This window comes from Olivibacter sp. CPCC 100613 (assembly GCF_036959255.1).
Classification (GTDB): domain Bacteria; phylum Bacteroidota; class Bacteroidia; order Sphingobacteriales; family Sphingobacteriaceae; genus Olivibacter.
Window position 1 is genome coordinate 1,061,267 of record NZ_JAWMTI010000001.1, and the last position, 26,062, is coordinate 1,087,328.

The 26,062-nt window shown below is 41.5% G+C and carries 17 protein-coding genes; 11 read left to right on the forward strand and 6 right to left on the reverse strand.

Translation table 11 applies throughout. The annotated features are described in order from the left end of the window. Positions 1-4: 4 nt before the first annotated feature. The 9 genes from trhO to RYH73_RS04250 all read left to right on the forward strand — a co-directional run bounded on the left by trhO (position 5) and on the right by RYH73_RS04250 (position 15,829). Positions 5-970, forward strand: coding sequence for an oxygen-dependent tRNA uridine(34) hydroxylase TrhO (gene trhO, locus RYH73_RS04210; RefSeq protein ID WP_335312041.1), 966 nt, complete (start codon positions 5-7; stop codon positions 968-970). Positions 971-980: 10 nt separating this feature from the next. After that, positions 981-3,917 carry a ligand-binding sensor domain-containing protein gene (locus RYH73_RS04215; protein WP_335312042.1) on the forward strand — a complete coding sequence of 979 codons (2,937 nt, stop codon included), beginning with the start codon at positions 981-983 and terminating at the stop codon, positions 3,915-3,917. Positions 3,918-4,269: 352 nt separating this feature from the next. After that, a complete protein-coding gene (locus tag RYH73_RS04220) occupies positions 4,270-7,296 on the forward strand; it encodes a SusC/RagA family TonB-linked outer membrane protein (protein ID WP_335312043.1) in 3,027 nt (1,008 codons plus the stop codon). A 4-nt stretch (positions 7,297-7,300) separates the two neighbouring features. Then, the gene (locus tag RYH73_RS04225; protein ID WP_335312044.1) at positions 7,301-8,824 is read left to right on the forward strand and encodes a RagB/SusD family nutrient uptake outer membrane protein; all 1,524 of its coding nucleotides are present in this window, start codon (positions 7,301-7,303) and stop codon (positions 8,822-8,824) included. Positions 8,825-8,964: 140 nt separating this feature from the next. Further along, entirely contained in the window at positions 8,965-10,326 is a 1,362-nt protein-coding gene (locus tag RYH73_RS04230) for a glucoamylase family protein (protein ID WP_335312045.1), read from the forward strand. Positions 10,327-10,365: 39 nt separating this feature from the next. Next, a complete protein-coding gene (locus RYH73_RS04235; RefSeq protein WP_335312048.1) occupies positions 10,366-10,755 on the forward strand; it encodes a hypothetical protein in 390 nt (129 codons plus the stop codon). Between the two features lie 40 nt (positions 10,756-10,795). Beyond that, complete coding sequence (locus RYH73_RS04240) at positions 10,796-12,517, forward strand: family 43 glycosylhydrolase (protein ID WP_335312049.1); 1,722 nt, start codon at positions 10,796-10,798, stop codon at positions 12,515-12,517. Positions 12,518-12,565: 48 nt separating this feature from the next. Next, positions 12,566-14,890 carry a beta-glucosidase BglX gene (bglX, locus tag RYH73_RS04245; RefSeq protein WP_335312051.1) on the forward strand — a complete coding sequence of 775 codons (2,325 nt, stop codon included), beginning with the start codon at positions 12,566-12,568 and terminating at the stop codon, positions 14,888-14,890. A 216-nt stretch (positions 14,891-15,106) separates the two neighbouring features. Next, complete coding sequence (locus RYH73_RS04250) at positions 15,107-15,829, forward strand: DUF4397 domain-containing protein (protein WP_335312053.1); 723 nt, start codon at positions 15,107-15,109, stop codon at positions 15,827-15,829. Positions 15,830-15,834: 5 nt separating this feature from the next. On the opposite strand, the gene RYH73_RS04255 is transcribed toward RYH73_RS04250, so the two are convergent. The 3 genes from RYH73_RS04255 to RYH73_RS04265 all read right to left on the reverse strand — a co-directional run bounded on the left by RYH73_RS04255 (position 15,835) and on the right by RYH73_RS04265 (position 17,403). Then, a complete protein-coding gene (locus RYH73_RS04255) occupies positions 15,835-15,987 on the reverse strand; it encodes a hypothetical protein (protein WP_335312055.1) in 153 nt (50 codons plus the stop codon). 20 nt (positions 15,988-16,007) lie between these two features. Next, positions 16,008-16,412 carry a DoxX family protein gene (locus RYH73_RS04260; RefSeq protein ID WP_335312056.1) on the reverse strand — a complete coding sequence of 135 codons (405 nt, stop codon included), beginning with the start codon at positions 16,410-16,412 and terminating at the stop codon, positions 16,008-16,010. A gap of 76 nt (positions 16,413-16,488) precedes the next feature. Beyond that, positions 16,489-17,403 (reverse strand): S66 peptidase family protein, encoded by a 915-nt coding sequence (locus tag RYH73_RS04265; protein WP_335312058.1) that lies wholly within the window; start codon positions 17,401-17,403, stop codon positions 16,489-16,491. A 171-nt stretch (positions 17,404-17,574) separates the two neighbouring features. Here RYH73_RS04265 and metG point away from each other — a divergent pair, with 171 nt between their 5' ends. Beyond that, positions 17,575-19,641 carry a methionine--tRNA ligase gene (gene metG / locus RYH73_RS04270; protein WP_335312060.1) on the forward strand — a complete coding sequence of 689 codons (2,067 nt, stop codon included), beginning with the start codon at positions 17,575-17,577 and terminating at the stop codon, positions 19,639-19,641. A gap of 66 nt (positions 19,642-19,707) precedes the next feature. Here metG and thrC read toward each other — a convergent pair whose 3' ends face one another. From thrC to thrA, 3 genes are all read right to left on the reverse strand, one after another. After that, positions 19,708-21,021: a threonine synthase gene (gene thrC, locus RYH73_RS04275; protein ID WP_335312062.1), complete on the reverse strand. Its 1,314-nt coding sequence runs from the start codon at positions 21,019-21,021 to the stop codon at positions 19,708-19,710. Positions 21,022-21,195: 174 nt separating this feature from the next. Next, positions 21,196-22,173, reverse strand: coding sequence for a homoserine kinase (locus RYH73_RS04280; RefSeq protein ID WP_335312064.1), 978 nt, complete (start codon positions 22,171-22,173; stop codon positions 21,196-21,198). 181 nt (positions 22,174-22,354) lie between these two features. Then, a complete protein-coding gene (gene thrA, locus RYH73_RS04285) occupies positions 22,355-24,802 on the reverse strand; it encodes a bifunctional aspartate kinase/homoserine dehydrogenase I (RefSeq protein ID WP_335312066.1) in 2,448 nt (815 codons plus the stop codon). A 679-nt stretch (positions 24,803-25,481) separates the two neighbouring features. On the opposite strand from thrA, the gene frr reads away from it, so the two are divergent. Next, positions 25,482-26,045: a ribosome recycling factor gene (gene frr / locus RYH73_RS04290; protein WP_335312068.1), complete on the forward strand. Its 564-nt coding sequence runs from the start codon at positions 25,482-25,484 to the stop codon at positions 26,043-26,045. Positions 26,046-26,062 lie beyond the last annotated feature (17 nt).

A 26,062-nucleotide genomic window follows, 5' to 3' on the forward strand; every position in this document is an offset into this window, starting at 1 on the left:
AAATATGAAAGCATATCAAACCTTGCTGTATTACTGCTACAGCACCATCACGAACGCAGAAGAATTTGCTGAAAATCACTTGGCTTTTTGCAAGTCATTAGGGCTTGTTGGGCGCATAATTGTTGCCGATGAAGGATTAAACGGAACGGTATCAGGTACACCTGAAGCGTGCCAAACCTATATGGATACAATACACGCCGATCCGCGGTTCGCAAAGACGGATTTTAAAATAGACGAAGTGGATGAGCTTTCTTTTGTTAAAATGCATTGTCGGTATAAACAGGAAATCGTGCATTCCGGATTACGCGATCCACAGATCATTAATCCTACAAAGAAAACGGGAGTTCATTTGGAGCCCAAAGAATTTCTGGAGATGAAGGATCGGGAAGACGTCATTGTATTGGATGTTCGCTCGGATTACGAGCACCAAGTCGGTCATTTTAAAAATGCTGTACGTTTAGATATTGAAAATTTTCGAGAATTTCCGGAAAAGATCAATGAACTAACCAAGTATAAAGATAAGAAGATTCTGACCTACTGTACGGGCGGAATAAAATGTGAAAAGGCATCAGCATTACTGTTGCATGAAGGTTTTGAGCAGGTTTATCAGTTACATGGTGGTATTATTAAATATGGTAAGGAGACCGGAGGGAAAGATTTCGAAGGGAAATGTTATGTATTTGACAATCGCGTCGCTGTGGAAGTAAATACAGTCAATCCTTCCGTTGTATCTACTTGCTTAAATTGTGGAGCGCATACGACGAAGATGATTAATTGTGCCAATCCAGCATGCAATGAGCATTTTACACAATGCGATGATTGCGGATGGAAAATGGACGGATGTTGCTCAGATGCTTGCAAGGAGCATCCTAGAAAAAGAGTATTCGACGGAACTGGGTATTATGTCAAAATTCCGCAAGCTGTTAATCTTAGTAAGAGAAAGCATAAAAAATTTCCTGCAAAGACCTAATGTCCCCTATATGTGCAAGAATTGGTGGTTTTTCATAAGCCTATTAGTCTTGCTGTTGCTTGGTTCGTCGTTCAAGCAGGTGACAGCGCAGACAAATAGGCCGAGGGTTGGAGCGCCGCCTGTCGCTGCACAGATCGCCACTACGGAGGACGCCCACTTTGCAGGAGCACCCCTCGTTCAGAATTTCACAAAAACTACTTATCAAGCGGGCAATCAAAACTGGTCAGCAAGTTACGGACCGGATGGTCGAATGTATTTTGCCAATAGCGATGGCCTGTTGTCTTTTGATGGACAACATTGGGACCTAAATAGCATGCCCCGAAAAATCTTGGTCAGAGGTGTTGCCGTTGGCGAAGACGGGAAAATATATACCGGAGGGTTTGGCCAATTCGGCGTATGGGAAAGGGATGTTTTCGGTCAGCTTGTGTATCGTTCGCTTAGCAATCAGTTAAAAGAAGCAGATAAACTACATGACGAAATCTGGAAAATCTATGTCGATAAGGAGAAGGTGCTTTTTCAGTCTTTTTCCGCGATCTATACTTATCAAAACGGAAAGCTAAGTGTTTTAAAAACGACTGACCCTTTTTTATTTTTATATCAGGTAAACGGGCGTTATCTGGTAGAGATACTGGCAAAGGGGTTATTTGAGTTTAAAGATGGAAAGCTGTTGAAGTTGATCGATAAACAATCCTATGGAAACTCAATTATCCTGTCCATCCTTCCTTATACATCCAATGCATTACTTATCGGTACTGCCAAAAGTGGTTTATTCATCCTTGAGAATGACCGGGTAAAACCGTGGAGGAACGATGCAGACCCCGCCTTACGGCAATATCAGCTCAACAATGGACTGAAAATACTAGGAAATAATTATGCTTTTGGTACCATTTTAAATGGTCTTTACCTATTGGACCAAACAGGAAAGCTCATTCAGCATATCAACAAAAGTAATGGCTTACAAAATAATACCATTTTAAGCCTACAAAAAGACGCCCTTCAAAATATTTGGGTTGGCTTAGATAATGGGATCGATCGTATAGAAATAAACTCGCCTATTTATTATTTCGATGATCGGGCGGGTATTTTAGGTACGGTCTACACGTCCAAAATTTACAAAGATAAGTTATACATTGGCACGAATCAGGGGCTCTATTATAGTAATTGGCCTGCGCGTAATAACCGTTTCGACTTTCGACTGATCGATGGTTCGCAGGGGCAGGTGTGGGAACTTTTTGTAGTAGACGATGAATTATTCTGTGGTCATAATAACGGAACTTTTAAACTAGCAGGCAACCGACCGCAATGGTTATCGACAGTTACGGGGGGATATACCTTGCATAGGTTGCAAGGCGTGGATGATCAGGTAATACAGGGAACCTATACCGGTCTGGCTCTCTTTAAGAGAAGTAATGGCCGTTGGATGTTCGAACGGAAGATTGAGAACTTCAACGAACCTGTTCAGTATCTCGAACAATTAAGTGACAATCGGTTCTGGGTGAGTGGATATAAAGGACTTTATGCAGTACAATTAAATAATGAAAATACCCGTGTTCTTCAGCAAAAGCGATATACTGAAAACGATGGATTACCACAAAGTCCCTATGTAAATGTATTTAATTTGGCGGGAAGGGTAGTCTTTGCAACGGACTCCGGTTTCTATTTACACGATGAGATTGCAGACCATTTTCACGCTTATACACAGTTGAATGAACGATTGGGCACTTTTGCCAATGCAAATAAAGTAGTGCCGGCTGCCGGCGATAAATACTGGTTTATTAGGAAAGGGCATTTGGCATTAGTCAGTTTTGGTGACGGAGGGAAGGTTCATATTGATTCTACGGGTTTCACGGTCTTAAACAACCGTATGCTCAGCTTTTATGAAAATATAAATCTGCTCACTTCGAATCTATCCTTAATAAGTTTAGATGACGGTTTTGCATTATACCGAAAAGTAAACGGAGAGCAGCAACAGCCAATCGGAAGTCCCATTATTCAGAAAATCGAGGATATCGCAGACAGTACGGCGAAACCAATTGCGTTTTATCGTTCGAACGAGACCGTTTTGAATGCACAGCAAAATAATATACGTATTACTTTTGCCTTACCTTATTTTTCCACAAATGCCATACAGTTTCAATATCAGCTGGAAGGAAATTCAAAAAATTGGTCGGATTGGAGTAATGTCTCCCAGAAAGAGTTTACGAATCTTGCCCCCGGTAAATACCTATTTAAGGTGAGAGCGAATGTTCTTGGTAAAACAACGCCTATAAGCATGCTGGCTTTTGAGATAGACGCTCCTTGGTATAGAAGCAATTTGGCCTGGATAACCTATACTTTATTGTTTTTACTTTTACTCTATGGGGGGAGACGTTATTATTTGTATAAACTTAAGAGGCATCGGGAAGAAGTGCAACAACGAATGTTGCATGAGCAGGAGGAAAGATTACAAAAAGAGATGTTTGAGAATGAACAAAGACTTTTCAGACTGAAGAACAATCAATTGGAGAAAGAGCTTGCCGGTAAGAATAGAGAATTGGCCAATTCCGCTATGAATATCGTCTATAAAAATGAGTTGCTGAATAATGTACACGACGAATTACTTCAACTAAAGGATGGAGACGGACGAAGATTGTCAGGTGATCAACTAAAAAAGATCAGCAAAATCATTGATGAGGCACGAAGTGACGAGCGCGACTGGAATCTATTTGAAGAAAGTTTCAATGAAGCGCACGAGAATTTTTTCAAAAAACTCAAAGCCAATTATCCTGAGTTGGTACCTAATGACCTAAAGTTATGTGCATACTTGCGAATGAACATGTCGAGTAAAGAAATTGCGTCTTTGCTTAACATTACTACGCGCGGAGTGGAGATCAGAAGATATAGATTACGGAAGAAGCTAAATCTAGGCCACGATCAAAACTTAACCGAATTTTTGATGGACGTATAGATCCCATAACGTAGCATATCCTCAAGAATTCTTCAATTCCCCTTAATCTTCGATTCATTAAGACTACATCATTACTACATCAAACACTTCGTGTATTAAGTACACACTTATAGCGAAAAACGAGAGGTGTGTTTTTGTTTTAAATTGCTTATAATCAATTTTTTATAAAAATAGCTAAGAATAATGAGCAAGTGATTTTATGGTTGATGTATAGATGTAGAGGCTCTTTTTTTTCTATTCGTGAAACAATAAGGCACCTTTGCTTTGTTAACCTGAGTAAGGGTGCGCTCACTTATTAGTGCTCGATACTCAACTATATTAAATTAAGACAATTTTAACCAATCAAAAAGCTATGAGGTACAGATTTACGTATTGCCTAATGGTTTTATTTATGTTTCTCGCAGGCCCCTCATTGGCACAGCAAGAAATAACCATTCAAGGTAAGGTAACGGACTCGCTCGATGGAACAGGAATTCCAGGTGTGAGCGTATTAATTAAAGGTACAGGGAAGGGAACTCAAACGGATGCCAATGGTAATTACAATATAAAAGCACCGTCGAACGCTACCTTAACATTCAGTTTTATCAGCTATAGCAGGCAAGAAATAGCGATAAATAATCAGACAACGATTAACGTTGCGTTGGCTAGTGAAAGTGAAGTGTTAGATCAAGTTGTGGTCGTGGGATATGGCACACAGAAACGAAGCCAAATTGTGGGCTCGGTCAGCTCGGTTAAATCGGAAGAAATCACCAAGCAACCGGTATTGACCGCTGCACAGGGTTTACAAGGAAAAGCTTCAGGTGTTCAGATTAACGCTTCGGGGCAGCCTGGTTCGCAGCCACAGGTCCGTATTCGTGGGGTGGGGTCAGTTACCGGTAACCAAAACCCGATCTATGTAGTGGATGGCGTAATTACAGACGATATTACCAATATCAATAATTCGGATATTGAATCGGTTGAAGTATTAAAGGATGCATCTGCCCAAGCCATCTATGGTAGTAGAGCTGGTAATGGTGTAATCTTAGTTACAACCAAATCCGGGAAGACGGGTAAGATGACAGTTAACGTTAATAGCTATGCCGGTTTTCGTAGTATGACTAATGGAGTAGATATGGCGGATGGAAGATCGCACGCCATATATACAAATGAAGCCATTACCAATACCAATAGACTAACCGGTCAGAACGATCCAGTGATTTTCGATCCAAATAACCTGCCTACACAAACCACCGATTGGATGGATGCTATTACGAGACAGGGTTTAGTGCAGAATTATGATGTAAGTGTGAGCGGCGGAACTGAAAAAACAACATATTATTTCAGTGGTGGCTATTTTGGTGATCAAGGTATTCTAAAAGGAGCTAAATATGATCGCGTGACCGCGAGGTTAAATAATGAATATAAAATCGCACCCTACTTGTCTGTAGGACACAACTTAACAGTCACTTACAACAAAAATGAGAACAAGCCAACGAGTGCATTCTCTTCTGCTTATCGCATGGCACCATCAGCTCCTGTACGTAACGCAGATGGTTCATATGGTTATCTCAGTGCCCTAAACGTAGGTAATCCTGTTGCAGCGATAGACTATACAAACGATTTTTCGAACAGTACACGCTTACAAGGAAATGCCTACGTGAATGTGAGACCAATTGAAGGTCTTACCCTAAGGGGTGATTTCAATTTTGATAAGACAGACGGCGGCGGTAAGATATATGTTCCGGTTTACAGCGTTTTTAGTGCACAACAAAATAATCGCTCTTCTTTAAATGTAATTAATCAGGGTCGTTTTTATTACATCATGAATCTACAGGCCACTTATTCTAAAACTTTTGCCGAGAAACATGAACTTAACGCCACTGCCGGTTATTCATTTGAAAGAGATCGCGCGAATCGGTCCAACCTTAGAATTTTTGATGTTCCAAACCAACGCAACCTTTGGTATCTTAACCAAGGTGATCCCAGTACGTTGATTGTTGTAGAACCTAAAAATAATACTGCTAATGGAGGTGATCTAATTCGAAGAGTATCCTATTTCGGCCGAATGACCTACACATATGACAACCGATATAATATTAGCGGATCCTTAAGAAGAGATGGATCTAGCTCTTTTCCAGTAAATAGTAAATGGGGTACCTTTTATTCCATCGGTGGTTCTTGGAACATAGCTAACGAGCATTTTATGGAAAATCAAAATCTATTCGACTATTTAAGGCTACGGGTGGGGTATGGACAAGTGGGTAATGATATTTCCATTGCTAATAATAATTTGGCGGTACTCCAAGGGGTGGCCCAAACGGGTTATTATGGCTTTGGTTATCCGGATTTCCCAATTTCCCTAGGTCAAACATATAATAAAAGTCGTGATGCATTAGCATCCTGGGAAACAACGAAAGGTATTGATGCTGGGTTGGAGTTCGGATTGTTGGACAGTCGTCTTTCTGGAAGCTTTGGTTATTACAATAAGCTCACAGAAGCCTATATTCCGATCAGGCTACCCGCCCTTGCAGGGGACGAAGACAACACATTGTATTCGCAAGCTGCGAAGGTTCGGAATAGAGGCTTTGAAGCTGCCATAAACTGGGAAGAAAGAAAAAATGATGATTTTTCTTATCGGCTTGGATTTAATGTAACCCTTAATAAAAATGTCGTCGATGAGGTAACCGGGAATTTTCAATTAAGAGGGGGGAGCCTTGGAAACGGAGAAATTTCGACGCTTTCAAAGGTGGGCGAACCAATAGGTAGTTTTTGGGTATACGAAACGGACGGATTCGATGAAAACGGTAACTTCCGCTATAGAGATGTCAATGGAGACGGCCAACTAACAGAAAGCGATCGCGTGTTTGTCGGTTCTTATCAACCCAAAACCTATTTCGGATTCAATGCCGGGGTGAATTATAAACAATTCGATCTGTCGTTTGATCTCTACGGAAATCTAGGAAACAAAATTTTCAATGGTAAACGTGCCGTACGTTTTGGTAACGAGAATATTGAACAAGAAGTTTTTGACGGTAGGTGGACTCCAAATAATACAAATGCATCACATCCAGCGCCTTTGAATTCTATTCCTAGACCTTCTACCTATTATATCGAGTCAGGCAATTTCTTAAGAATAAATAATATTACTCTGGGATATACGTTCGATAACCAAAAATTCACTTTTCTGAAAGATAGTAAATTGCGACTATTTGCTACCGCACAGAATCCATTTGTGTTTACATCGTATAGCGGATACACACCCGAGATTGCTGAAGCAGCCTCAAGCAACTCTCCGCAGGGTTCAATTGCTACATCTGGTTCTGCAATAAATTCTGGAATTGAATTGAATGTTTATCCAATTTATTCGACGTACATGTTTGGTTTAAATCTGACATTTTAGCATTATGAAAAAAATCATTTTTCCAATCAATATAATGGCCATTTTGGCGGTAATGGTTATCGCTTCTTCCTGTAGTAAGGACTGGCTGAATCCAGACCCTGAAAATATTGCTTCTAGTGAGGATTCCACCTACGCGGATCCTGCAAATGCAGGCCGTTTTGTAACCGCTGCTTATACTAATCTGCTTACTTGGGAGCAAAGCTCCTTCGCGTGGATTGGTACCACCAGTATCACTTCTGATGATGCCGATAAAGGCAGCTCACCGGGGGATTTAGGTACAGATAAGGATCAACTGGATAATTTTACCTTCACAGCGACCACACCATCATTTAGGGATGGGTGGAACAGCAATTTCTTGGGTATAAGCTATTGTAATCAGGCACTAGCTAACGTGCCCGTATTTGACATTGATGAAGCTCTTAAAACTAGATACTTTGCGGAAGTAAGATTTCTCAGAGCATTCTATTACTTCAATTTAGTGAGGATGTACGGTAATGTACCTAAACTTGATAAAGTCGTTACCAATGAAGACGTTCAATCACCTGACTTATTTAGACAGTTACCTCCAGATTCTATTTATGCATTTATTAAAAGCGATCTAGAATTTGCCTTAAAAACATTGCCGAAAAATACTGAATATGGACCGGAAAATGTAGGAAGAGCAACGCAAGGCGCTGCTGCAGCGTTGTTAGCAAAAGTTTCTATGTACCGTAAAGAGTGGGATAGAGCCTATTCGCTTACCGATAGCATTGTCAATGGTGCTGTAGGCAGTTATGCATTAGTAAGTGATTATCGAACTATTTGGAGAGAAGTTGGTGAAAATTCATCCGAATCACTTTTCGAAATCCAAAGCACTGGACAGGAGAATGGTAGCGTGCGGCAGTATTCGCAAGTGCAGGGAATAAAAGAAGGGCAGTTCAATGTACCTTCGAGTCAAGTATTTCAGGGATGGGGATTCAATACGCCTAGCGCTGATTTGTATAATGCTTATACTGAAGGAGATGTGAGGCGTGATGCCACTATAATTAGCGTGGGAAACACACTGTTTGATGGCGTCGTTGTAAGGTCTGCGTTTAATCCTCGATATAACTATAAGGCTTATGTTAGTATCAGACAAGAAACACAAGGGGGAAGTACCGACTTCAGTAATAAAAATATTCGGATCTTACGGATGGGTGAGATTTATCTAATCCGTGCAGAGGCTGCAAATGAGTTAGGAATGTCAGCCGAAGCGTTAAGTTCATTGAATGCCATTAGAACACGGGCGAGAGGTGATAACCCCAATGCTGTTCCTAATATTACTGTTACAGATCAAGGTCAGTTGAGACAGCTTATTTGGAATGAACGTCGTTTGGAACTTGCTATGGAACATGACCGATTCTTTGATCTTGTTAGAACAGGACGAGCGGGAGAAGTTTTACGTGCACATGGTAAAAATTTTGTGGACGGAAAGCATGAGCTATTCCCGATTCCTCAGGACGAAATTGCTGCTAGCGGCGGCGTATTGGTACAAAACCCTGGCTATTAATATGACAACTTGCAAATCTGGAAGTCTTATCTTCCAGATTTGTTAATACCTTCCTTCAGATACAAATGAACTTGTCTGAGTTACTACAATAAGAAATGTGTAATAACTCGGGCAAGCTTTATCACCAAAAACAAACATCAATGAAAATTTCTTCTTTCATATTATTACTAACAATTCTGTTTCTTTCCTTTTCCTGTTCTCAATCAACTTCCAATAAAGAAGAACAGCAATCAACAGAAAAGGGTGACTCGCTTTCCAATGATTCTTTGCTCACGCTCGTACAAAAGCAAACCTTTGATTATTTCTGGGAAGGTGCTGAAAAAACGTCCGGTTTGGCACGGGAACGTATTCACATGGATGGTGTTTATCCTGAGAACGACCAGGACGTGGTAACGATTGGTGGGGGCGGTTTTGGTGTCATGAATATACTAGTGGGAATGGAACGTGGTTTTATTACGCGTCAAGAGGGGGTACAAAGACTAGAACAGATTGTAAACTATTTAGAGAAGGCAGATCGTTTTCATGGTGCCTGGCCTCATTGGTTACACGGTCCTACCGGTAAAGTAAAACCCTTCGGCCAAAAAGATAATGGAGGCGATTTGGTAGAGACAGCTTTTATGGCACAAAGCCTTCTATGCGTACGTCAGTATCTGGCGGAAGGCAATGAACAGGAAAAAGCAGTTGCGGCCAAAGCAGATCAATTGTGGAAGGAAATTGATTGGAATTGGTATCGTAAAGGTGGACAGAATGTATTATACTGGCATTGGAGTCCGGAATACGGCTGGGAAATGAACTTTCCGGTGACAGGTTATAATGAATGTTTGATCATGTATGTACTGGCAGCATCTTCTCCTACGCATGGCGTGCCTGCTGCGGTTTATCATGAAGGATGGGCGAAGGGTGGAAAAATCAAAACCAATGCGGAACAGTATGGGCATAAAATAATTTTGGGCTTCAATGGACATGAAGGAACCGTTGGACCGATGTTTTGGGCACATTATTCTTATTTAGGTCTGGATCCGAAAGGTTTAAAGGACCAATATGCTGATTATTGGGTGCTCAACAAGAACCAAACCCTTATTCAACGACAGTACTGCATCGAGAACCCAAAACACTTCAAAGGCTATGGACCGAACGCTTGGGGTTTAACCGCGAGCTATTCAGTGAAAGGTTATGCAGGGCATAGCCCCAAAGAGGATTTGGGTGTGATTAGCCCGACAGCGGCGCTATCTTCTTATCCCTATGCACCCGAATATAGTATGGAGGTCATTCGCTATCTCTATGATCAGTTGGGTAGCAAAGTATGGGGAAAATATGGGTTTTATGACGCATATAGCGAAACGGATAATTGGTTTCCTCAACGTTATTTGGCAATTGACCAGGGGCCCATTCCGGTAATGATCGAAAATGAACGGAGTGGCTTGCTCTGGAATTTATTTATGAGCGCCCCGGAAGTAAAAGCAGGATTAAAAAAACTGGGTTTCTCCAGTCCTAAAATTTAAAATGTTTGGCCATGTATATAAAACTCAAAAATTTGAATTATGAAAAATTTTAATCTGTTTATTTGTTTAGTGTTGCTTGTACTGACTACTCCTGTTGTCCAAGCTAATAATATCGAAAAAATCAACAAACAAGAGGATCTAGTGTCCATCGTAGGAAATAATTCTACGTCTATTGATGTTAATGTTTTTTTAAGAAATGCAGTCACTGGTCAAAGTTACTCTTTCGTTGTACCTGCTCACAGTTCGGGTGTTGTTCTTGGTGAACTGCCCAAAAGTAATGATTATTATAGTATTAATATGTGGTCTTCAAGTGCAGTGCGTATGCGATTTTATTGGGCTGATTCGTTAGCACCAACAACTAACTTTGTTGCAGAAGAAGTTCCCGTCGCTTCCTGTGATTCTTGTCCCACTATTTACATAGGCAATTAACCTTTTACATGGTCAAACATTCTAAGAGGTTATCAACAGTATGAAAAAGGCTTACTATATCGCACTTGGGTTTCTTCTTTACTGCGTAATCAAGGTCAATCCTACCTTCGGACAAGCCACCTACTGCAATCCGCTCAATCTGGATTATACCTATATGATCTATAATGCCCATCAAGACATTTCTTATCGTTCGGGCGCTGATCCGGCTGTTGTTAAGTTCCGTGGAGAATATTATATGTTTGTTACGCGGTCAATGGGTTATTGGCATTCTACTGATCTGACAAATTGGAATTTTATTAGGCCTGAGAAATGGTATTTCCAAGGTTCTAATGCACCGGCCGCACATAATTATAAAGATTCTGTGCTTTATGTAGCCGGCGACCCTTCCGGATCTATGAGTGTTCTTTATACAGATAATCCAAAAAAAGGAGATTGGAAGACTGTTCCCGCGATTTTAAATGATTTACAAGACCCGGATCTTTTTATAGATGATGACGGTCAGGCATATATGTTCTGGGGATCTTCTAATAAATTTCCGATCAGGGCAAAAACACTGGATCGACATAAGCGGTTCCGGCCTTCCGAGAAAACCTATGAGCTGTTTAATTTAGTTCCAGACAAGCATGGATGGGAACGCTTTGGAGAAAATCATCGGGATACCGTGCTGGGTGGATATATAGAGGGACCTTGGTTGACCAAGCATGCAAATAAGTATTATATGCAGTACGCTGCACCGGGTACGGAGTTTAATGTCTATGGTGATGGCGTTTATGTCAGTGATCACCCCCTCGGCCCCTATCGTTACGCGCCTAATAATCCCATTGCCTATAAGCCGGGAGGCTTTGCCAATGGCGCCGGACATGGTAGCACGGTGTTAGGATCAGGAAATCAATATTGGCATTTTGGATCGATGGCTGTTTCTGTCAATGTGGGCTGGGAACGGCGCATTTGCATGTTTCCAACTTATTTTGATCAAGAGGGCTTAATGTATGCTAACACCCGTTTTGGCGATTATCCCCACTACGCAGCGGGAACCTCGAAGCAAGGCGCATTTGCGGAATGGATGTTATTATCCTACCATAAACCCGTTTCCGTTTCATCAACTGTAGGTGAGTTCAGTGCACAACATATCGTAGATGAAAGCATTAAAACTTTCTGGCTCGCGGCCGCGAATGATGATAAACAATGGGTGCAAATTGATCTTTTAAAACCGGCAACAGTATATGCCATTCAGATCAATTATCACGATTATAAATCCGATATGTACGGCAGAATCCCGGATCTCAAACATCAATATATTATTGAAGGCTCGCTCGATGGAGACAACTGGCGGGTAATTGTTGACAAACAGGATAATCAACGTGATGTACCTAATGAGTATGTTTCCTTGACCTCCCCGGAACGCCTCCGGTATGTGCGGTATAAAAATATACACGTGCCGACACCGCATTTGGCTATTTCCGGACTCCGCGTTTTTGGTAAAGGAGAAGGAAAAAAGCCCGCTACGGTGAAAGGATTTCAGGTGCGAAGACATCAAGATAAACGGGACGTTACTATAACCTGGAATCGGCAAAAAAACATTCAGGGATATAATGTCTTGTGGGGAATTGCGCCCGATAAACTATACAGTGCATGGATGGTATATGATGATAATAAACTGGAGATGAAAAGTCTGACGACTGATCAAACGTATTATTTTGCCATCGAAGCGTTTAATGAAAATGGCGTTTCCGAAAAAACCAACGTGCAGGAAGTTAAATAAGTTCTGTGTTAACTGGTAACGTGCAACACGGAACGTAAACTCATAAATATGAACAAACGAATCATACCAGCCCTGGCTGCTGTTCTGTTAATGGCAGCACCCTTTGCAACACAAGCGCAACGAAAGGTGGATAAAACACCTAGACTTGCAATTAAGACAGATGAACGTAAAATGGATGCTTTTATCGATAAGTTGATGGCCAAAATGACACTCGATGAAAAAATTGGTCAGTTAAATCTACCAACGGGTGGAGAAGCTACGACAGGATCGGCAGTAAGTACGGATCTGGAAAGTAAAATCAAAGCAGGGCAAGTTGGAGGTGTATTTAGCTTGACGACGCCTGATCGCGTGCGAAAAACACAAGAACTAGCGGTGAATCATAGTCGGCTGAAAATTCCTTTGATTTTTGGGCAAGATGTGATACATGGCTACAAAACGCTTTTTCCGATCCCTTTAGGCTTGTCGGCAACATGGGATTTGGGCTTAATTGAGCAAACAGCTCGGATAGCTGCGACGGAAGCAAGTGCTGATGGCCTGAACTGGGCCTATTCTCCTATGGTCGATATCTCGCGTGATCCTCGATGGGGGCGTATCTCCGAGGGAAGTGGAGAAGACACCTACTTGGGCTCGCAAATCGCCGCCGCGATGGTACGTGGTTTGCAAGGAGATGATCTAGCGGCCAATAATACCTTAATGGCTTGTGTAAAACATTTTGCATTATATGGTGCTGCTGAAGCGGGGCGCGACTACAATACAACGGATATGAGCTTACACCGTATGTACAATGAATACCTTCCTCCTTATAAAGCAGCGGTGGATGCAGGTGCAGGAAGCATTATGACCTCCTTCAATGATATCAACGGGGTACCCGCTACCGCTAACCACTGGTTGTTAACCGACGTGCTAAAGGAACAGTGGGGATTTAAAGGGATGGTCGCTACCGATTACACGGCAATCAATGAACTAATTGATCATGGTTTGGGCGATTTACAACAAGTTTCAGCCTTATCACTCAAGGCGGGTGTCGATATGGATATGGTGGGGGAAGGATTTTTAACTACCTTACAGAAATCCCTGCAGGAAGGGAGGGTCAATGAGGAGGATATCAATAGGGCTTGCCGAAATGTACTGATCGCTAAGTACAGATTGGGACTTTTTGACGATCCCTATAAATATTGCAGCGAGGAACGTGCGAAAAAGGAAATTCTGTCGAAAGCGCATTTGGATTTTGCGCGTGACGTAGCGGCACAGTCTTTTGTGTTGTTAAAGAATGAAAACAATACCTTGCCCTTAAAGAAAACCGGAACCGTGGCATTAATTGGCCCTTTGGCTAATACTGGAAGCAATATGCCAGGTACATGGAGCGTGAATGCAGATTTAAAGAATACCCAATCACTATTGGCGGGCATGCAGGAAGTGGTGGGTGCTGATGTAAAAATATTGCATAGCCTGGGGTCAAACTTATTGGATGATGTCGCTTATCAAGAACGAGCGACGATGTTTGGTCGGGAAATTCCGCGAGATAATCGCTCGGAAGAAACCTTGGTAGCGGAAGCAGTTGCTACGGCGAAGCAAGCAGATGTGGTGGTTGCCGCATTGGGAGAAAGTTCTGAAATGAGCGGAGAGAGCTCGAGCCGTACCGATTTGAATATCCCTGCCGTGCAACAGCGCTTACTCGCCGCTTTATTGAAAACAGGAAAACCGGTGGTATTGGTGGTGTTTGCGGGTCGGCCTCTTACGCTTACCTGGGAGCAAGCAAATGTGCCCGCCATCCTCGATGTTTGGTTTGGTGGTACGCAAGCGGCTAAAGCCATTACCGATGTGCTGTTTGGGGATGTCAACCCTTCGGGAAAAATCACCGCAACCTTTCCGAAAAATGTAGGACAAATACCGATTTATTATAGCCATAAAAATACCGGCAGGCCGCTCGCAGAGGGAAAATGGTTTCAAAAGTTCCGCTCCAATTATTTAGACGTGGATAATGAACCCCTCTATCCTTTTGGTTACGGTTTAAGTTATAGCTCTTTTGCTTACAGTGACATTACACTCAGCAAGACTTCATTCAGTCAGGGTGATTCCATTGTGGTATCGGTTACGTTAACTAATACAGGGAAGATGGCCGGCAAAGAAGTGGTGCAATTATATACGCAAGACTTGGTGGGCAGCATAACCCGTCCGGTCAAAGAACTCAAATCATTTCAAAAAATTGAGCTAAAGGCAGGCGAGCGCAAACAGGTGGTTTTCCATATTTCTGCAGAAGATTTGAAATTCTATAATGCCGACTTGCAATATGTGGCTGAACCAGGCGACTTTAAAGTCTTTGTGGGTGGTAACTCGCGCGACGTGAAAGAAGCGGAGTTTAGCTTGCAGTAAAGTTAGTTTATTATTAGCTAATTAGCCAATTAGCTAATACGATCGATTAGTATGCCGGCGAATGAATTTATCGCACGAAACTTAGCATTATACGGCTGTTGTTCATAATTCATCATTACAAAACACTTCTGCAATTCACAAGACCTGTAGCTTTTTCAAACTAAATTCCGTTAAATAGGTTGTGTAAAAAATGATAATAAACTAAACAACAGGAATATGAAAACGAAAAACTACTTTATCCTCTTGATGATGGTGCTTGTGGGAGGGTTAGCTTTTAGTGCGTGTAGTAACGATGATGACGATTACGTGCGTATGCCGACAGCCTATGTGAACTTTGTAAATGCCTATGCTGGAGCGGATGCTTTAGGAATTAAGCTCGATAATAATAGTGTTGATCGAGGATATTCTCTTAAATATGGAGACTATATTCCCTACGATTATGGACGAGCTTATCCAGGTACAAGACGTTTTAGTGCTGGAATTCCTAATACAACAACTGCGATTGTTGATAGCACCATTAACCTAAGAGACAGCGCAACATACACTTCTTTTGTTTATGGTTATCAAGATACGGTATCTAGTATTTTAGTAGAGGATAAGGATGCCGCAAACTTCGATGCTAGCAAAGCATATATTCGGTTTTTCAATTTATCGGAAAACACGCCAGCGGTAAAAGTTAACCTGATTCAGAATAATACACCAACCGCTGTATTTAACGATAGACCCATTGATAATCAAACCTCAGCGGCTACCAACGCTGGCTTTATTGCAACAAATGAGGGATCTTATACCATTCAGGTAACGGATATGAATGGAACCCAATTAGCCATACGAAATGAAGCTGCGGCATTGAACGCTGGTAGATATTATACGATACTAACTAGAGGGATTAACGGAAACGCACAAAAACCGATAGTTGTAGGAATATTCCAACACTAACACTTTCAATGAAACAAAGCATACAACCATTCGCCCAATATATAGCCGAAGCGTAGCGATAAGGCAATAATCAGTAAAATAAAAGCCAATCCAAATGCATATTTGTAGATTGGCTTTTTTAATTCTTCTTTTAGTTTTTCGATGAATTGATTGGCCATGGCCACGCTCCCATAATAAATTAACGTTTATCTACACTATACCTTCCCGGCCCCACAAATGCTAAGCCTATAAAGACAAATAAAAGTTCTATAGGATGCCCGGCCGACATGAAGCCTTCTGCCTTGTAATGATGGAGTGCAGCCATCAACATAACGAAAGCCAATAATATGGTGGCGGGCCTAAAAGCAAGACCAATAATTAATAAAAAGCCACCCAAGGTTTCTGTAATTGCTGCAAGAAAACCCCAAAAAGTATAACCAAAAGTGATGCCAATATGGTTTATCGAGGTACCGACACCTTTCCAAGTGTCGGGGCCACCCATAATTTTAGGATATCCATACATAATAAACATAGCGCCCAGCGCTAAACGGATCAGTAATAATCCAGTGTTTTTGTAATTTCCAAGTGTTGAAAGTAGGGCCATTTTGTTAAGTAAAAAGTAAAAAGTAAAAAGTAAAAAGTAAAAAGTAAAAGTTAGCTAAAGACTTAGTGTTTGTTTTTTACAATCTGTCGCTATCCCCATAAGTCATACGCACGTGATGTTCTTTTACGCTTAAGTGAGCAATTGCACCAAAAATTAGGGCATTGTTATTCTCGATATGCCCTGCAGGAAAATCAAAAGCAACTGGGTAATCGTACACTGAAACGATTTCACGGACGAGTTCTTCTATCGATAATCCAAAAGGGACCTTACTGTCTTTTAAATTGGTAAAACCGCCTACCAGCAGGCCTTTTAAATTTTTTAATTTTCCAGCTCGTTTTAACGTCCATAACATCCGATCAATGGCATAGTAGAACTCCCCCACATCTTCAATAAACAAAATCTTACCATCATAATCCATATCCGAACTGGAACCTAATACATTCACCAGCAGCGCTAGATTACCACCAATCACAATACCCTGGCTTTCACCTATAATATTGGTGTGTTTGCTTTGATATTCGTATAATGGATTTTTACCAAAAAGCGTATCTCGTAAACTGAGTAGGGATTCCTTTGTTGCTTCGGGGACGGTTATGGGCATTTGACCATGCATTGTTGGAATACCATAGTTGCGTTGAACATGGCTGTGAATAACCGTTATGTCACTAAAGCCAATAAGCCATTTCGGATTTTTTTCGAAGCTGGAAAAATCCACTAAATCGATCATCCGGACGCAACCGTAACCTCCTCTCGCAGCAAAAACAGCCTTTATCTCTTCATTGTCGAGCATCGACTGAAAATCTTGTGCTCTTAACTCGTCACTCCCTGCGTATTGGCGATAACTACTGTGCACGGTTTTCCCGAGTACAACGTTCAAATCCCACGATTTTAACAGGTTGATCGCATCGTCTAAATTATTGTCTACCTTCCATGCAGGGCATACGATACCCACTTTGTCACCTTTTTTCAAATAAGGAGGTGTTTTCTTCATATCTATTTATTATGAAGTGCAAATTGATGTATCTTTGCCGAATTAACAAATCATTTTTGAAAAAGCACTTGAGCCGTACGTGACACCTGTCTATTGTAGGTGTGAATTGTAAATTAAGTTCCACGTGCAACTTAAGAATTACAACGTTGAACGTACAATTGTTACAAGAACATGAAAGATTTTAAACGCTATACCATCACTTCGGCCCTACCTTATGCTAATGGGCCCTTACATATCGGTCACTTGGCAGGGGCTTATATCCCGGCCGATATATTCGTGCGTTTCTTGCGGATGAATAACAAGGATGTTGCTTTTGTTTGTGGCTCGGATGAACATGGAGCGGCCATTACCATTAAAGCAAAAAAGGAAGGAATTACACCCCAACAGATTATCGACAAGTATAATGCGCAGATAAAAGAGAGTTTTGAACAGTTTGGTATTTCTTTCGATATCTATCATCGCACGTCTGCCAAAATACATCATGAGCTCTCACAAGAATTTTTCCTTAATCTGTACCATAAAGGCGAGTTTGTGGAGAAGTACTCTGAACAATATTATGACGAGGAGTATCAGCAATTTCTGGCGGATCGGTATATCGTTGGTACCTGTCCAAATTGTCATAATGAAGGCGCCTATGGAGACCAATGTGAGAAATGTGGTACATCGCTCAGTCCGACCGACCTCATCAATCCTAAATCCACTTTAAGTGGTAAAACACCCGTACTCCGCGAAACGAAACACTGGTATTTGCCTTTGGATAAATATCAAGCATGGCTCGAAAAATGGTTATTGGACGGAAAGAAGGATATTTTAAAATCCAATGTGTACGGACAATGTAGTTCCTGGTTAAAATCCGGTCTGCAGGCCCGATCAATGACGCGTGATTTAGATTGGGGGGTAGATGTTCCGCTGGAGGAAGCCCAAGGCAAAAAGTTATATGTATGGCTCGATGCACCTATTGGTTACATTTCGGCCACCAAACAATGGGCCTTAGATACTGGAAGAGATTGGGAGAAATATTGGAAGAAGCAGGAGAATCCGGAAGATGACGCCTGTTTAATTCATTTTATAGGAAAAGATAATATCGTATTCCATTGTATCATATTCCCGGCTATTTTACATGCACACGGAGAATATATATTACCGGAAAATATTCCGGCAAACGAGTTTCTAAACCTGGAAGGCGATAAGCTCTCAACTTCGAGAAATCATGCCGTATGGTTACATGAGTACCTTGCTGATTTTCCCGGAAAACAGGATGAGTTGCGTTACGTATTGACTTCTATTCTGCCGGAAACATCGGATAGTGAATTTACCTGGAAGGATTTTCAAGCACGGGTCAATAATGAGCTGGTTGCAATATTCGGCAACTTTATCAACCGTGTGTTGGTTTTATCACACAAATATTTTGGAGGTAAGGTGAAAGCTGCGGGAGACCTCACCGATAAGGATAAATTGGTTTTATCTGAATTGGAACGTTATCCCAAGGCTATTAATGCTTCTTTGAGTCAATATCGTTTTCGGGAAGCGCTGGCTCAATTTATGAATGTGGCTCGTTTGGGTAATAAATATTTGGCAGACGAAGAGCCTTGGAAACTGATCAAAACAGATGAGGACCGTGTAAAGACTGTATTGAATATAGGCTTGCAAATCGCGGCTAATCTGGCGGTATTGGCCCAGCCGTTTTTACCGCATACAGCAGAAAAGTTATTCCAGATGCTGCGTTTCAAAGATCGGGAATGGGCAGCTGCAGGCAATCCTAAATTGTTGCAAGATGGTCATGACTTGGGTGACGTGCAATTGTTATTTGAGAAAATCACCGATGAACAAATTGATGCGCAACTAAGCAAATTAGCGCAAGCAAAGGTAGAGAATGCAAAACCACAAACAAATATCGCGGAACCTGCGAAAGCAAATATTTCCTTTGATCAATTTACACCTTTGGATATTCGGGTGGGTAAGATTCTAATGGCTGAAAAGGTGGCGAAAACAAAAAAATTGCTGAAGCTAACCATTGATACCGGAATTGATCAACGTACAGTGGTTTCTGGTATTGCGGAATTTTTTGCTCCCGAAGATATTATAGGGCGGCAGGTTTCCATTTTAGTAAATCTTGAACCCCGTGAAATTAAAGGTATTCTCTCTCAGGGGATGATTCTGATGGCAGAAGATACGGATGGCCGCTTGGATTTTGTGGCACCGCAATCAACAATAGATATGGGAAGCATTATTAGATAACTTTATATTATATATTAAGTTATACGTTATAAGAATACACCAAACTTACAACGTATAACTTATCACTTATCCTTCTTTCAACAACCATTGTTTGAAGGCTTCAAAATCAGCTCCGAGTTCTTCTTTTCTGCTCGGTTTGTTTTCCAAGTCTTTTACCTGCGCCGGTATATCGATGGCTTTTTGTTTTTCTTCGGAAAACACGTCGGGAAATTTGCAAGGATGTGCAGTTGATAAAAATACAGTTGTATAATTTCCGCCATGTTCTTTTTTATAAGCGTTCCCTGCTAAGTAAGCAATTGACGTGTGTGGACAGGCAAGGTATTGATAGCTATTGTAGAGTGCTTCAATAGCCTCCCGGGTATCTTCATCTGTATAAGCGTAAGCAGTTACTATTTCATTTACGCGTTTGCGATCTCCATCAAAAAGATCCATAATGCGAACCCAATTACTTGGATTGCCGACATCCATGGCATTGGATAAAGTGGCTATCGATGGACGTGGTTCATAGCTGCCGCTTGAAAGGAAGCGCGGAACAGTATCGTTTACATTAGTAGCTGCTAAGAAGTGACGAATGGGTAAGCCCATTTTATAGGCCAATAAGCCAGCACCAATATTACCGAAATTTCCACTGGGAACAGAAAATACGATGTCAGTTATCCCTTTTCTTTTCATTTGCGCATAGGCATTGAAATAGTAAAAGGTTTGTGGAATTAAGCGGGCGATATTGATAGAGTTGGCAGAAGTTAGTCGAAAATGTAGATTTAATTCGGCATCATTGAAAGCTTCTTTTACTAAGGCTTGGCAATCGTCAAAAGTTCCGTCAATTTCAAGCGCTCGAATATTTTGACCATTGCGGGTAAGCTGTTGTTCTTGAATAGGACTTACTTTACCTTTAGGATATAAAATGGTTACCCTCGTGCCTTCGACCCCAAGAAAGCCCAAAGCCACGGCTCCGCCGGTGTCTCCGGAAGTCGCTACCAATACGTCCAGTAATTGGTTGTTTTTCTCAGTTTTCGAAAAATAGCCCATAACGCGACTCATAAATCGGGCACCGAAGTCTTTAAAAGCAAGTGATGGACCATGAAATAATTCCAGTACCGCCGTCCGATCATCAAGCGATACGACCGGAGCTTCAAAATTGATCGCATCATTCACGAGTGAACGGAGATCATTGGCCGGAATGCTGTCGCCAATTAAGTGGTGAGCCACTTCAAAAGCGATATCGGGTAAAGTAAACTGATCAAGATTATTAATAAAATCCGCAGAAAGCGAAGGGATCTCAGTAGGCATATAAAGCCCCTTATCTGAAGGCAAACTGTTAAATACGGCTTCTTTAAAAGAAACTCTTAGCTTTTTATTATTAGTACTGTATAGGTTCATTAGAGTTATGAGTTATGAGTTATGAGTTATGAGTACACGTTGGTTACTCGCTCATAACGCTGACCTATTACACCTTAGGTCTTTTATTTTTTAATAGCTTTATTTAGTTCATAAGTTGTACCCTTAGGCTTTACGATGTAAGTAAGCTCACAACGGGCAACTAACGGCTCGCAACTATAATTCCCTCGGCCCCTGTTGATTTACTGCCGAAACGTAGCCGTTGCTATCAATACCTTTCGATTGCAGATGCTGTACAATTTGCCGGGTGATGTCCGATGCGGTTGGATGGTTATCGGCAAAGGCAAAGACAGAGGGTCCAGAGCCGGAGATGCCAAACCCAAGTGCTCCTGCTACCATGGCAGTTTGTCGCATTTCATAAAATTCAGGAATCAGAATAGCACGAACAGGTTCAATCAGGACATCCTGCATACTGCGACCGATTAAGCCATAATCGCTCATAAACAGACCACTTACCAAGCCCGCAATATTGCCCCATTGAACCACCGCATCTTTCAGCTCGATTTTAGAACGAATCATCTGCCGAGCAGCACGCGTTGGCACATCTACGTGGGGAAACACTACGGAGCAGTATAAGCTTTTTGGAACAGGTATTGACACGACTTCCAGTGGCTCGTAACTTTTAATCAAGGTAATACCACCAAATAAAGAAGGGGCTACATTATCCGCGTGCCCGTGCCCACAGGCCAATTCTTCGCCTTTCATCGCAAAAGGAAGCAATTCTTGTTTCGTTAAAGGTTGTCCAAGCAGCTGATTAATAGCGAATAAACCAGCTACCGTACTCGCAGCACTGGATCCTAATCCACTTCCGATAGGCATGTGTTTATGCAACTCTATTTCCACTCCCACATCTTCACGGTTTAAATGCTTTAGTAACATCTGAACACAAGCGCTAACCGTATTCTTTGCCGGATCGAGCGGTAATCGGCCGTCATCGCCCGTAATCTTTAACAGTTTAACGCCAGGCTGGTCCGAGCGTTCCATAATCACCTCATCTCCCGGTTCGTCCAGGGCTAGTCCCAAGATATCAAAGCCGCATACCAGGTTAGCCACGGTAGCCGGTGCAAACACATGCACGCGGTCTTTTTCTTTTCGGACCTTACCAGCGGGTTCTTTTTCTATTGTTAATTCCATTTATTAGATAAGTAAAAATTCAAAAGTAAACCTGCCTACCGCAGGCAGGAAGTAAAAAGACCTACCGTCGTTAGACGCAAATCTTGTCTCAGTGGTCGATTTCGCATTACGTACATTGAGTGTAATTTGGCTATAACCTTTCATAGGCTCATTTTCACATTAGCTAATTATCACATGTAATTTATGCTCCCGCATTCATCAAATCGGCAAATACGCCACCTGCTGTAACTTCGCTACCCGCTCCCGGTCCCTTTACAACTAAAGGTCGTTCCTTATAACGTTCCGTGGTAAATGAAATCACATTATCACTGCCTGAGAGATTAAAAAAGGGATGCTTTTCATCCACCAATTCCAGGGCAATTGAAACCTTGCCATTTTCCAGTTTTCCAATATAGCGGATCGCTTTGTTTTCATGATGGGCTTTCTCTTTCAGCTCGTTGAAAAAGGAAGTTTCTTTTATAAGCTCCTCATAGAATGCTTCTACACTTGGCGCATGTAGGCAAGCTTCGGGGAGTATTGCGCCCAGTTTCACCTCTTGCGCTTCTATTGCCAAACCGCTATCTCGTGCCAGAATAAGCATTTTGCGCATAAAATCAGTACCACGTAAATCATCTCTCGGATCAGGTTCAGTATATCCCAGCTCTTGTGCCTTTTTAACCACATCGTGGAAAGAGACCTCACCGGAGAAGCTATTGAAGATGTAGGAAATGGTACCTGAAAGGATAGCTTCAATACGAATAATACGGTCGCCACTAGTCATGAGGTCCTTTAAGGTACGAACGATAGGAAGTCCCGCCCCCACATTGGTTTCATAGAAAAAGTCAACCCCATGTCGACGGGCGGTGTCCCGCAGCAGCTTATATTGTGCATAACTGGAAGAGTTGGCAATTTTATTGCAGGTTACGATGGATATATTTGATTCAAAGATCTGAAGATAATGGTTAGTGGGCTCTTCACTAGCGGTATTATCAAGAAAAATGCAATTAGGTAGATTTAATTGCTGCATCCTATTAATGAAGGCTTCCAAATTAGCGGGTTCGCCTTTACGCTCCAATTCAGTTTGCCAGGATGATAGGGAAATCCCCTCTAGATCGAATAACATTTTACGGGAATTGCTCATGCCAACTACTTTGACTTGAATGTCATTGTGGTCACGCAGAAAGTCTTGTTGTTCCAGTAGTTGTTTGAACAGCGTAGATCCGATGTTGCCCGTACCAAGATTGAATACATGCAGCGTCTTCTTTAAGGCAGTAAAGAACGCATCGTGTACCGCATTTAAAGCTTTCGATAGATCGACCTGACCAATAATGACGGAAATATTATACTCTGATGAGCCTTGGGCAATAGCTCTTACGTTGATACCATTACGTCCCAAAGCATGGAATAACTTCCCGGAAATACCTGGAGTTTGTTTCATATTTTCGCCAACAATGGCGAGCACCGATAATTCGTTTTCTATGACAGGTGTTTCTAGTTTTTTTGCGAGTAACTCCAATTCGAATTCAGTCTCGATGAGGTGTTTGGCGCGTACCGCATCTGCAGGATGAACTGCGAACGTGATGCTGTGCTCGGATGATGATTGTGTGATCAGCACGATATTGATTTGTTCATGAGCAAGCAGCGAGAACAGACGTCCGCTGAAACCTGCTCTACCAATCATGCCACTGCCACTTAGGTTAATAACACTGATGGCATTGATGGAAGAGATGCCCTTGATAGGATAAGAGGTCTTATCACTCTCATATTGGATGACGGTCCCTTCAAAACTTGGATTAAATGTATTCCGTATAACTATAGGCACTTTTTTCATAAAAGCCGGAATCATTGTAGGTGGATAAATAACCTTCGCTCCGAAATAGGATAATTCCATGGCTTCTGTATACGATAAAATCGGTAACGGGAACGCTTTTTTTACCATGCGGGGATCTGCGGTTAACATGCCATCTACATCTGTCCAAATCTCAATGGCCTCCGCCTGCAATGCGGCGCCAAAAATGGCTGCTGTATAGTCGCTGCCGCCTCTACCTAAGGTGGTAATCCGACCATTTATATTGGAAGCGATAAAGCCGGTTACAAACAGAAATTTATCAGGATGTGCTTGCACAAACTGACGGATGTGTAATTCGCTTTGTTGCAAGTCGACACGAGCGTTACCAAAATTACTGTCGGTTTTTATTAAGGAACTGGCCTCAACAAAAAGACTTTCGGGAAAGTATTGCGCAGCGATTTTGGAGACTAAAAATGCAGAACAACGTTCACCATAACTGACAATCAGATCCTTACTTTGCGAGCTTAGTTCTCGTAGATTCAATACACCCTGTAATAGGTCTTCTAATTCATTTAAATAAATTTTTAACTGTGTGAAAACAGGATTCTGATTCTTAATTTGAATGAGCTCTTTAACAATGGTAAAATGCTTTGATTCTAATTCCTTCAAAGCAGGGCTGAAGCTGACTCCTTGTTCGGCCTCTTCGGCCATTTGAGTAAGGAGGTTTGTAATTCCGCTCATGGCCGATAAAACAACAATCGGCTTTTCTCCTTGCATGTACCGCTGTTTTAAGATCGCTAATAAACCATTAATGCTTTCGGTAGATCCGACTGAGGTGCCTCCAAACTTAAGTATCTTCATTTTTTCTGTTTGTCCTTAAAATCGTTATTAAATAAGAAAGGCGCTTTCTCATCGAGAGAAGCGCCTTTTATGTTTTATCGTTGGCATTACAACATAAAGATTACTTCCCTCGGTGTTTTGCTATCCCGGTGGTAATCGTTGTGGATGTTGTAATGGATATAATTGCTTTCATTTTTGTAATTGGCAGTAAAGTAAAAGGTTTATTTTTAATTTATCAAGAGAATTTTAATATTTTTTAGATTTTAGCAATTCGCACACGAATGCGTTATCTATTGGTTGTAAGTTTTTAGCTGTACGCATCCTGCACAAGAACGTCGATACGAATCATTATATTCACACTATATCCACCCTATAGAAAGGCAAGAGAACATAAGGAGATAGCGAATGTATACAAAAGTATAGGTGGAGTTAACGTGGATTAAAGGTGGACTTGACGTGGAGTTCAGGTGGATTTAGATTAAATGTCTTTTGGAAAAATTAGGGCGAAGGTTGGGGCGTGCTTAAACTTCTCGAAAGTAAGAAAATTATTCTAAGTCTACCAGTTGCTTCGGAGCGTTTTTTAGGAAGTTTTGCCATTGAATAAAAAATCTTATTTTTGGGCAGTCTTTGCAATAGCATGAAATATTCATCGTTATAAGCATTTACAATTTCTTATAGCCTTAGAAAATATAGTATTCATATGAATGACCTAATAAAGTTACAATTAGAAGACGCTAGTGATTCCATGCAGAAAGCCATTTCGCATACCGAATCAGAATTGACAAAAATTCGCGCAGGTAAAGCAATGCCTTCCATGTTGGATGGGATAAATGTTGATTATTATGGGACGCCCACGCCATTATCTCAGGTTGGAAGCATTAATACACCTGATTCTCGTAGCTTAGTTATTCAGCCATGGGAGAAGAGCTTGCTAGGTGCAATTGAAAAGGCCATTATCGATTCCAACATCGGATTAAACCCTCAGAACGATGGAAACATTATCCGTTTAGCTGTTCCGCCTTTGACGGAAGAGCGTCGCAAGGAATTGGTAAGAAAGGTAAAAGATGAAGCGGAAAAAGGGAAAGTGGCTATTCGTAATATCAGAAAAGATGCGAATGATGGCATTAAAAAACTAAAAAATGACGGGGTTTCGGAGGATGAAATCAAAGTGGGGGAAGGAGAAGTTCAAAAGCTAACGGATAGTTTTATCGTCAAAGTTGATAAATTAGCAGAAGCGAAAGAAAAGGATATTATGACCGTTTAAGGGAATTTGAAATTATT

What these genes read in the sequence shown, in the direction of transcription:
- RYH73_RS04260 (WP_335312056.1), bottom strand. Translation starts at nt 16,412, where the DNA reads ATGGCCCTACTTTCAACACTTGGAAATTACAAAAACACTGGATTATTA.
- RYH73_RS04220 (WP_335312043.1), top strand. Translation starts at nt 4,270, where the DNA reads ATGAGGTACAGATTTACGTATTGCCTAATGGTTTTATTTATGTTTCTC.
- metG (WP_335312060.1), top strand. Translation starts at nt 17,575, where the DNA reads ATGAAAGATTTTAAACGCTATACCATCACTTCGGCCCTACCTTATGCT.
- bglX (WP_335312051.1), top strand. Translation starts at nt 12,566, where the DNA reads ATGAACAAACGAATCATACCAGCCCTGGCTGCTGTTCTGTTAATGGCA.
- RYH73_RS04280 (WP_335312064.1), bottom strand. Translation starts at nt 22,173, where the DNA reads ATGGAATTAACAATAGAAAAAGAACCCGCTGGTAAGGTCCGAAAAGAA.
- RYH73_RS04265 (WP_335312058.1), bottom strand. Translation starts at nt 17,403, where the DNA reads ATGAAGAAAACACCTCCTTATTTGAAAAAAGGTGACAAAGTGGGTATC.
- RYH73_RS04255 (WP_335312055.1), bottom strand. Translation starts at nt 15,987, where the DNA reads ATGGCCAATCAATTCATCGAAAAACTAAAAGAAGAATTAAAAAAGCCA.
- thrC (WP_335312062.1), bottom strand. Translation starts at nt 21,021, where the DNA reads ATGAACCTATACAGTACTAATAATAAAAAGCTAAGAGTTTCTTTTAAA.
- RYH73_RS04235 (WP_335312048.1), top strand. Translation starts at nt 10,366, where the DNA reads ATGAAAAATTTTAATCTGTTTATTTGTTTAGTGTTGCTTGTACTGACT.
- RYH73_RS04215 (WP_335312042.1), top strand. Translation starts at nt 981, where the DNA reads ATGTGCAAGAATTGGTGGTTTTTCATAAGCCTATTAGTCTTGCTGTTG.
- RYH73_RS04240 (WP_335312049.1), top strand. Translation starts at nt 10,796, where the DNA reads ATGAAAAAGGCTTACTATATCGCACTTGGGTTTCTTCTTTACTGCGTA.
- RYH73_RS04250 (WP_335312053.1), top strand. Translation starts at nt 15,107, where the DNA reads ATGAAAACGAAAAACTACTTTATCCTCTTGATGATGGTGCTTGTGGGA.
- trhO (WP_335312041.1), top strand. Translation starts at nt 5, where the DNA reads ATGAAAGCATATCAAACCTTGCTGTATTACTGCTACAGCACCATCACG.
- RYH73_RS04230 (WP_335312045.1), top strand. Translation starts at nt 8,965, where the DNA reads ATGAAAATTTCTTCTTTCATATTATTACTAACAATTCTGTTTCTTTCC.
- frr (WP_335312068.1), top strand. Translation starts at nt 25,482, where the DNA reads ATGAATGACCTAATAAAGTTACAATTAGAAGACGCTAGTGATTCCATG.
- thrA (WP_335312066.1), bottom strand. Translation starts at nt 24,802, where the DNA reads ATGAAGATACTTAAGTTTGGAGGCACCTCAGTCGGATCTACCGAAAGC.
- RYH73_RS04225 (WP_335312044.1), top strand. Translation starts at nt 7,301, where the DNA reads ATGAAAAAAATCATTTTTCCAATCAATATAATGGCCATTTTGGCGGTA.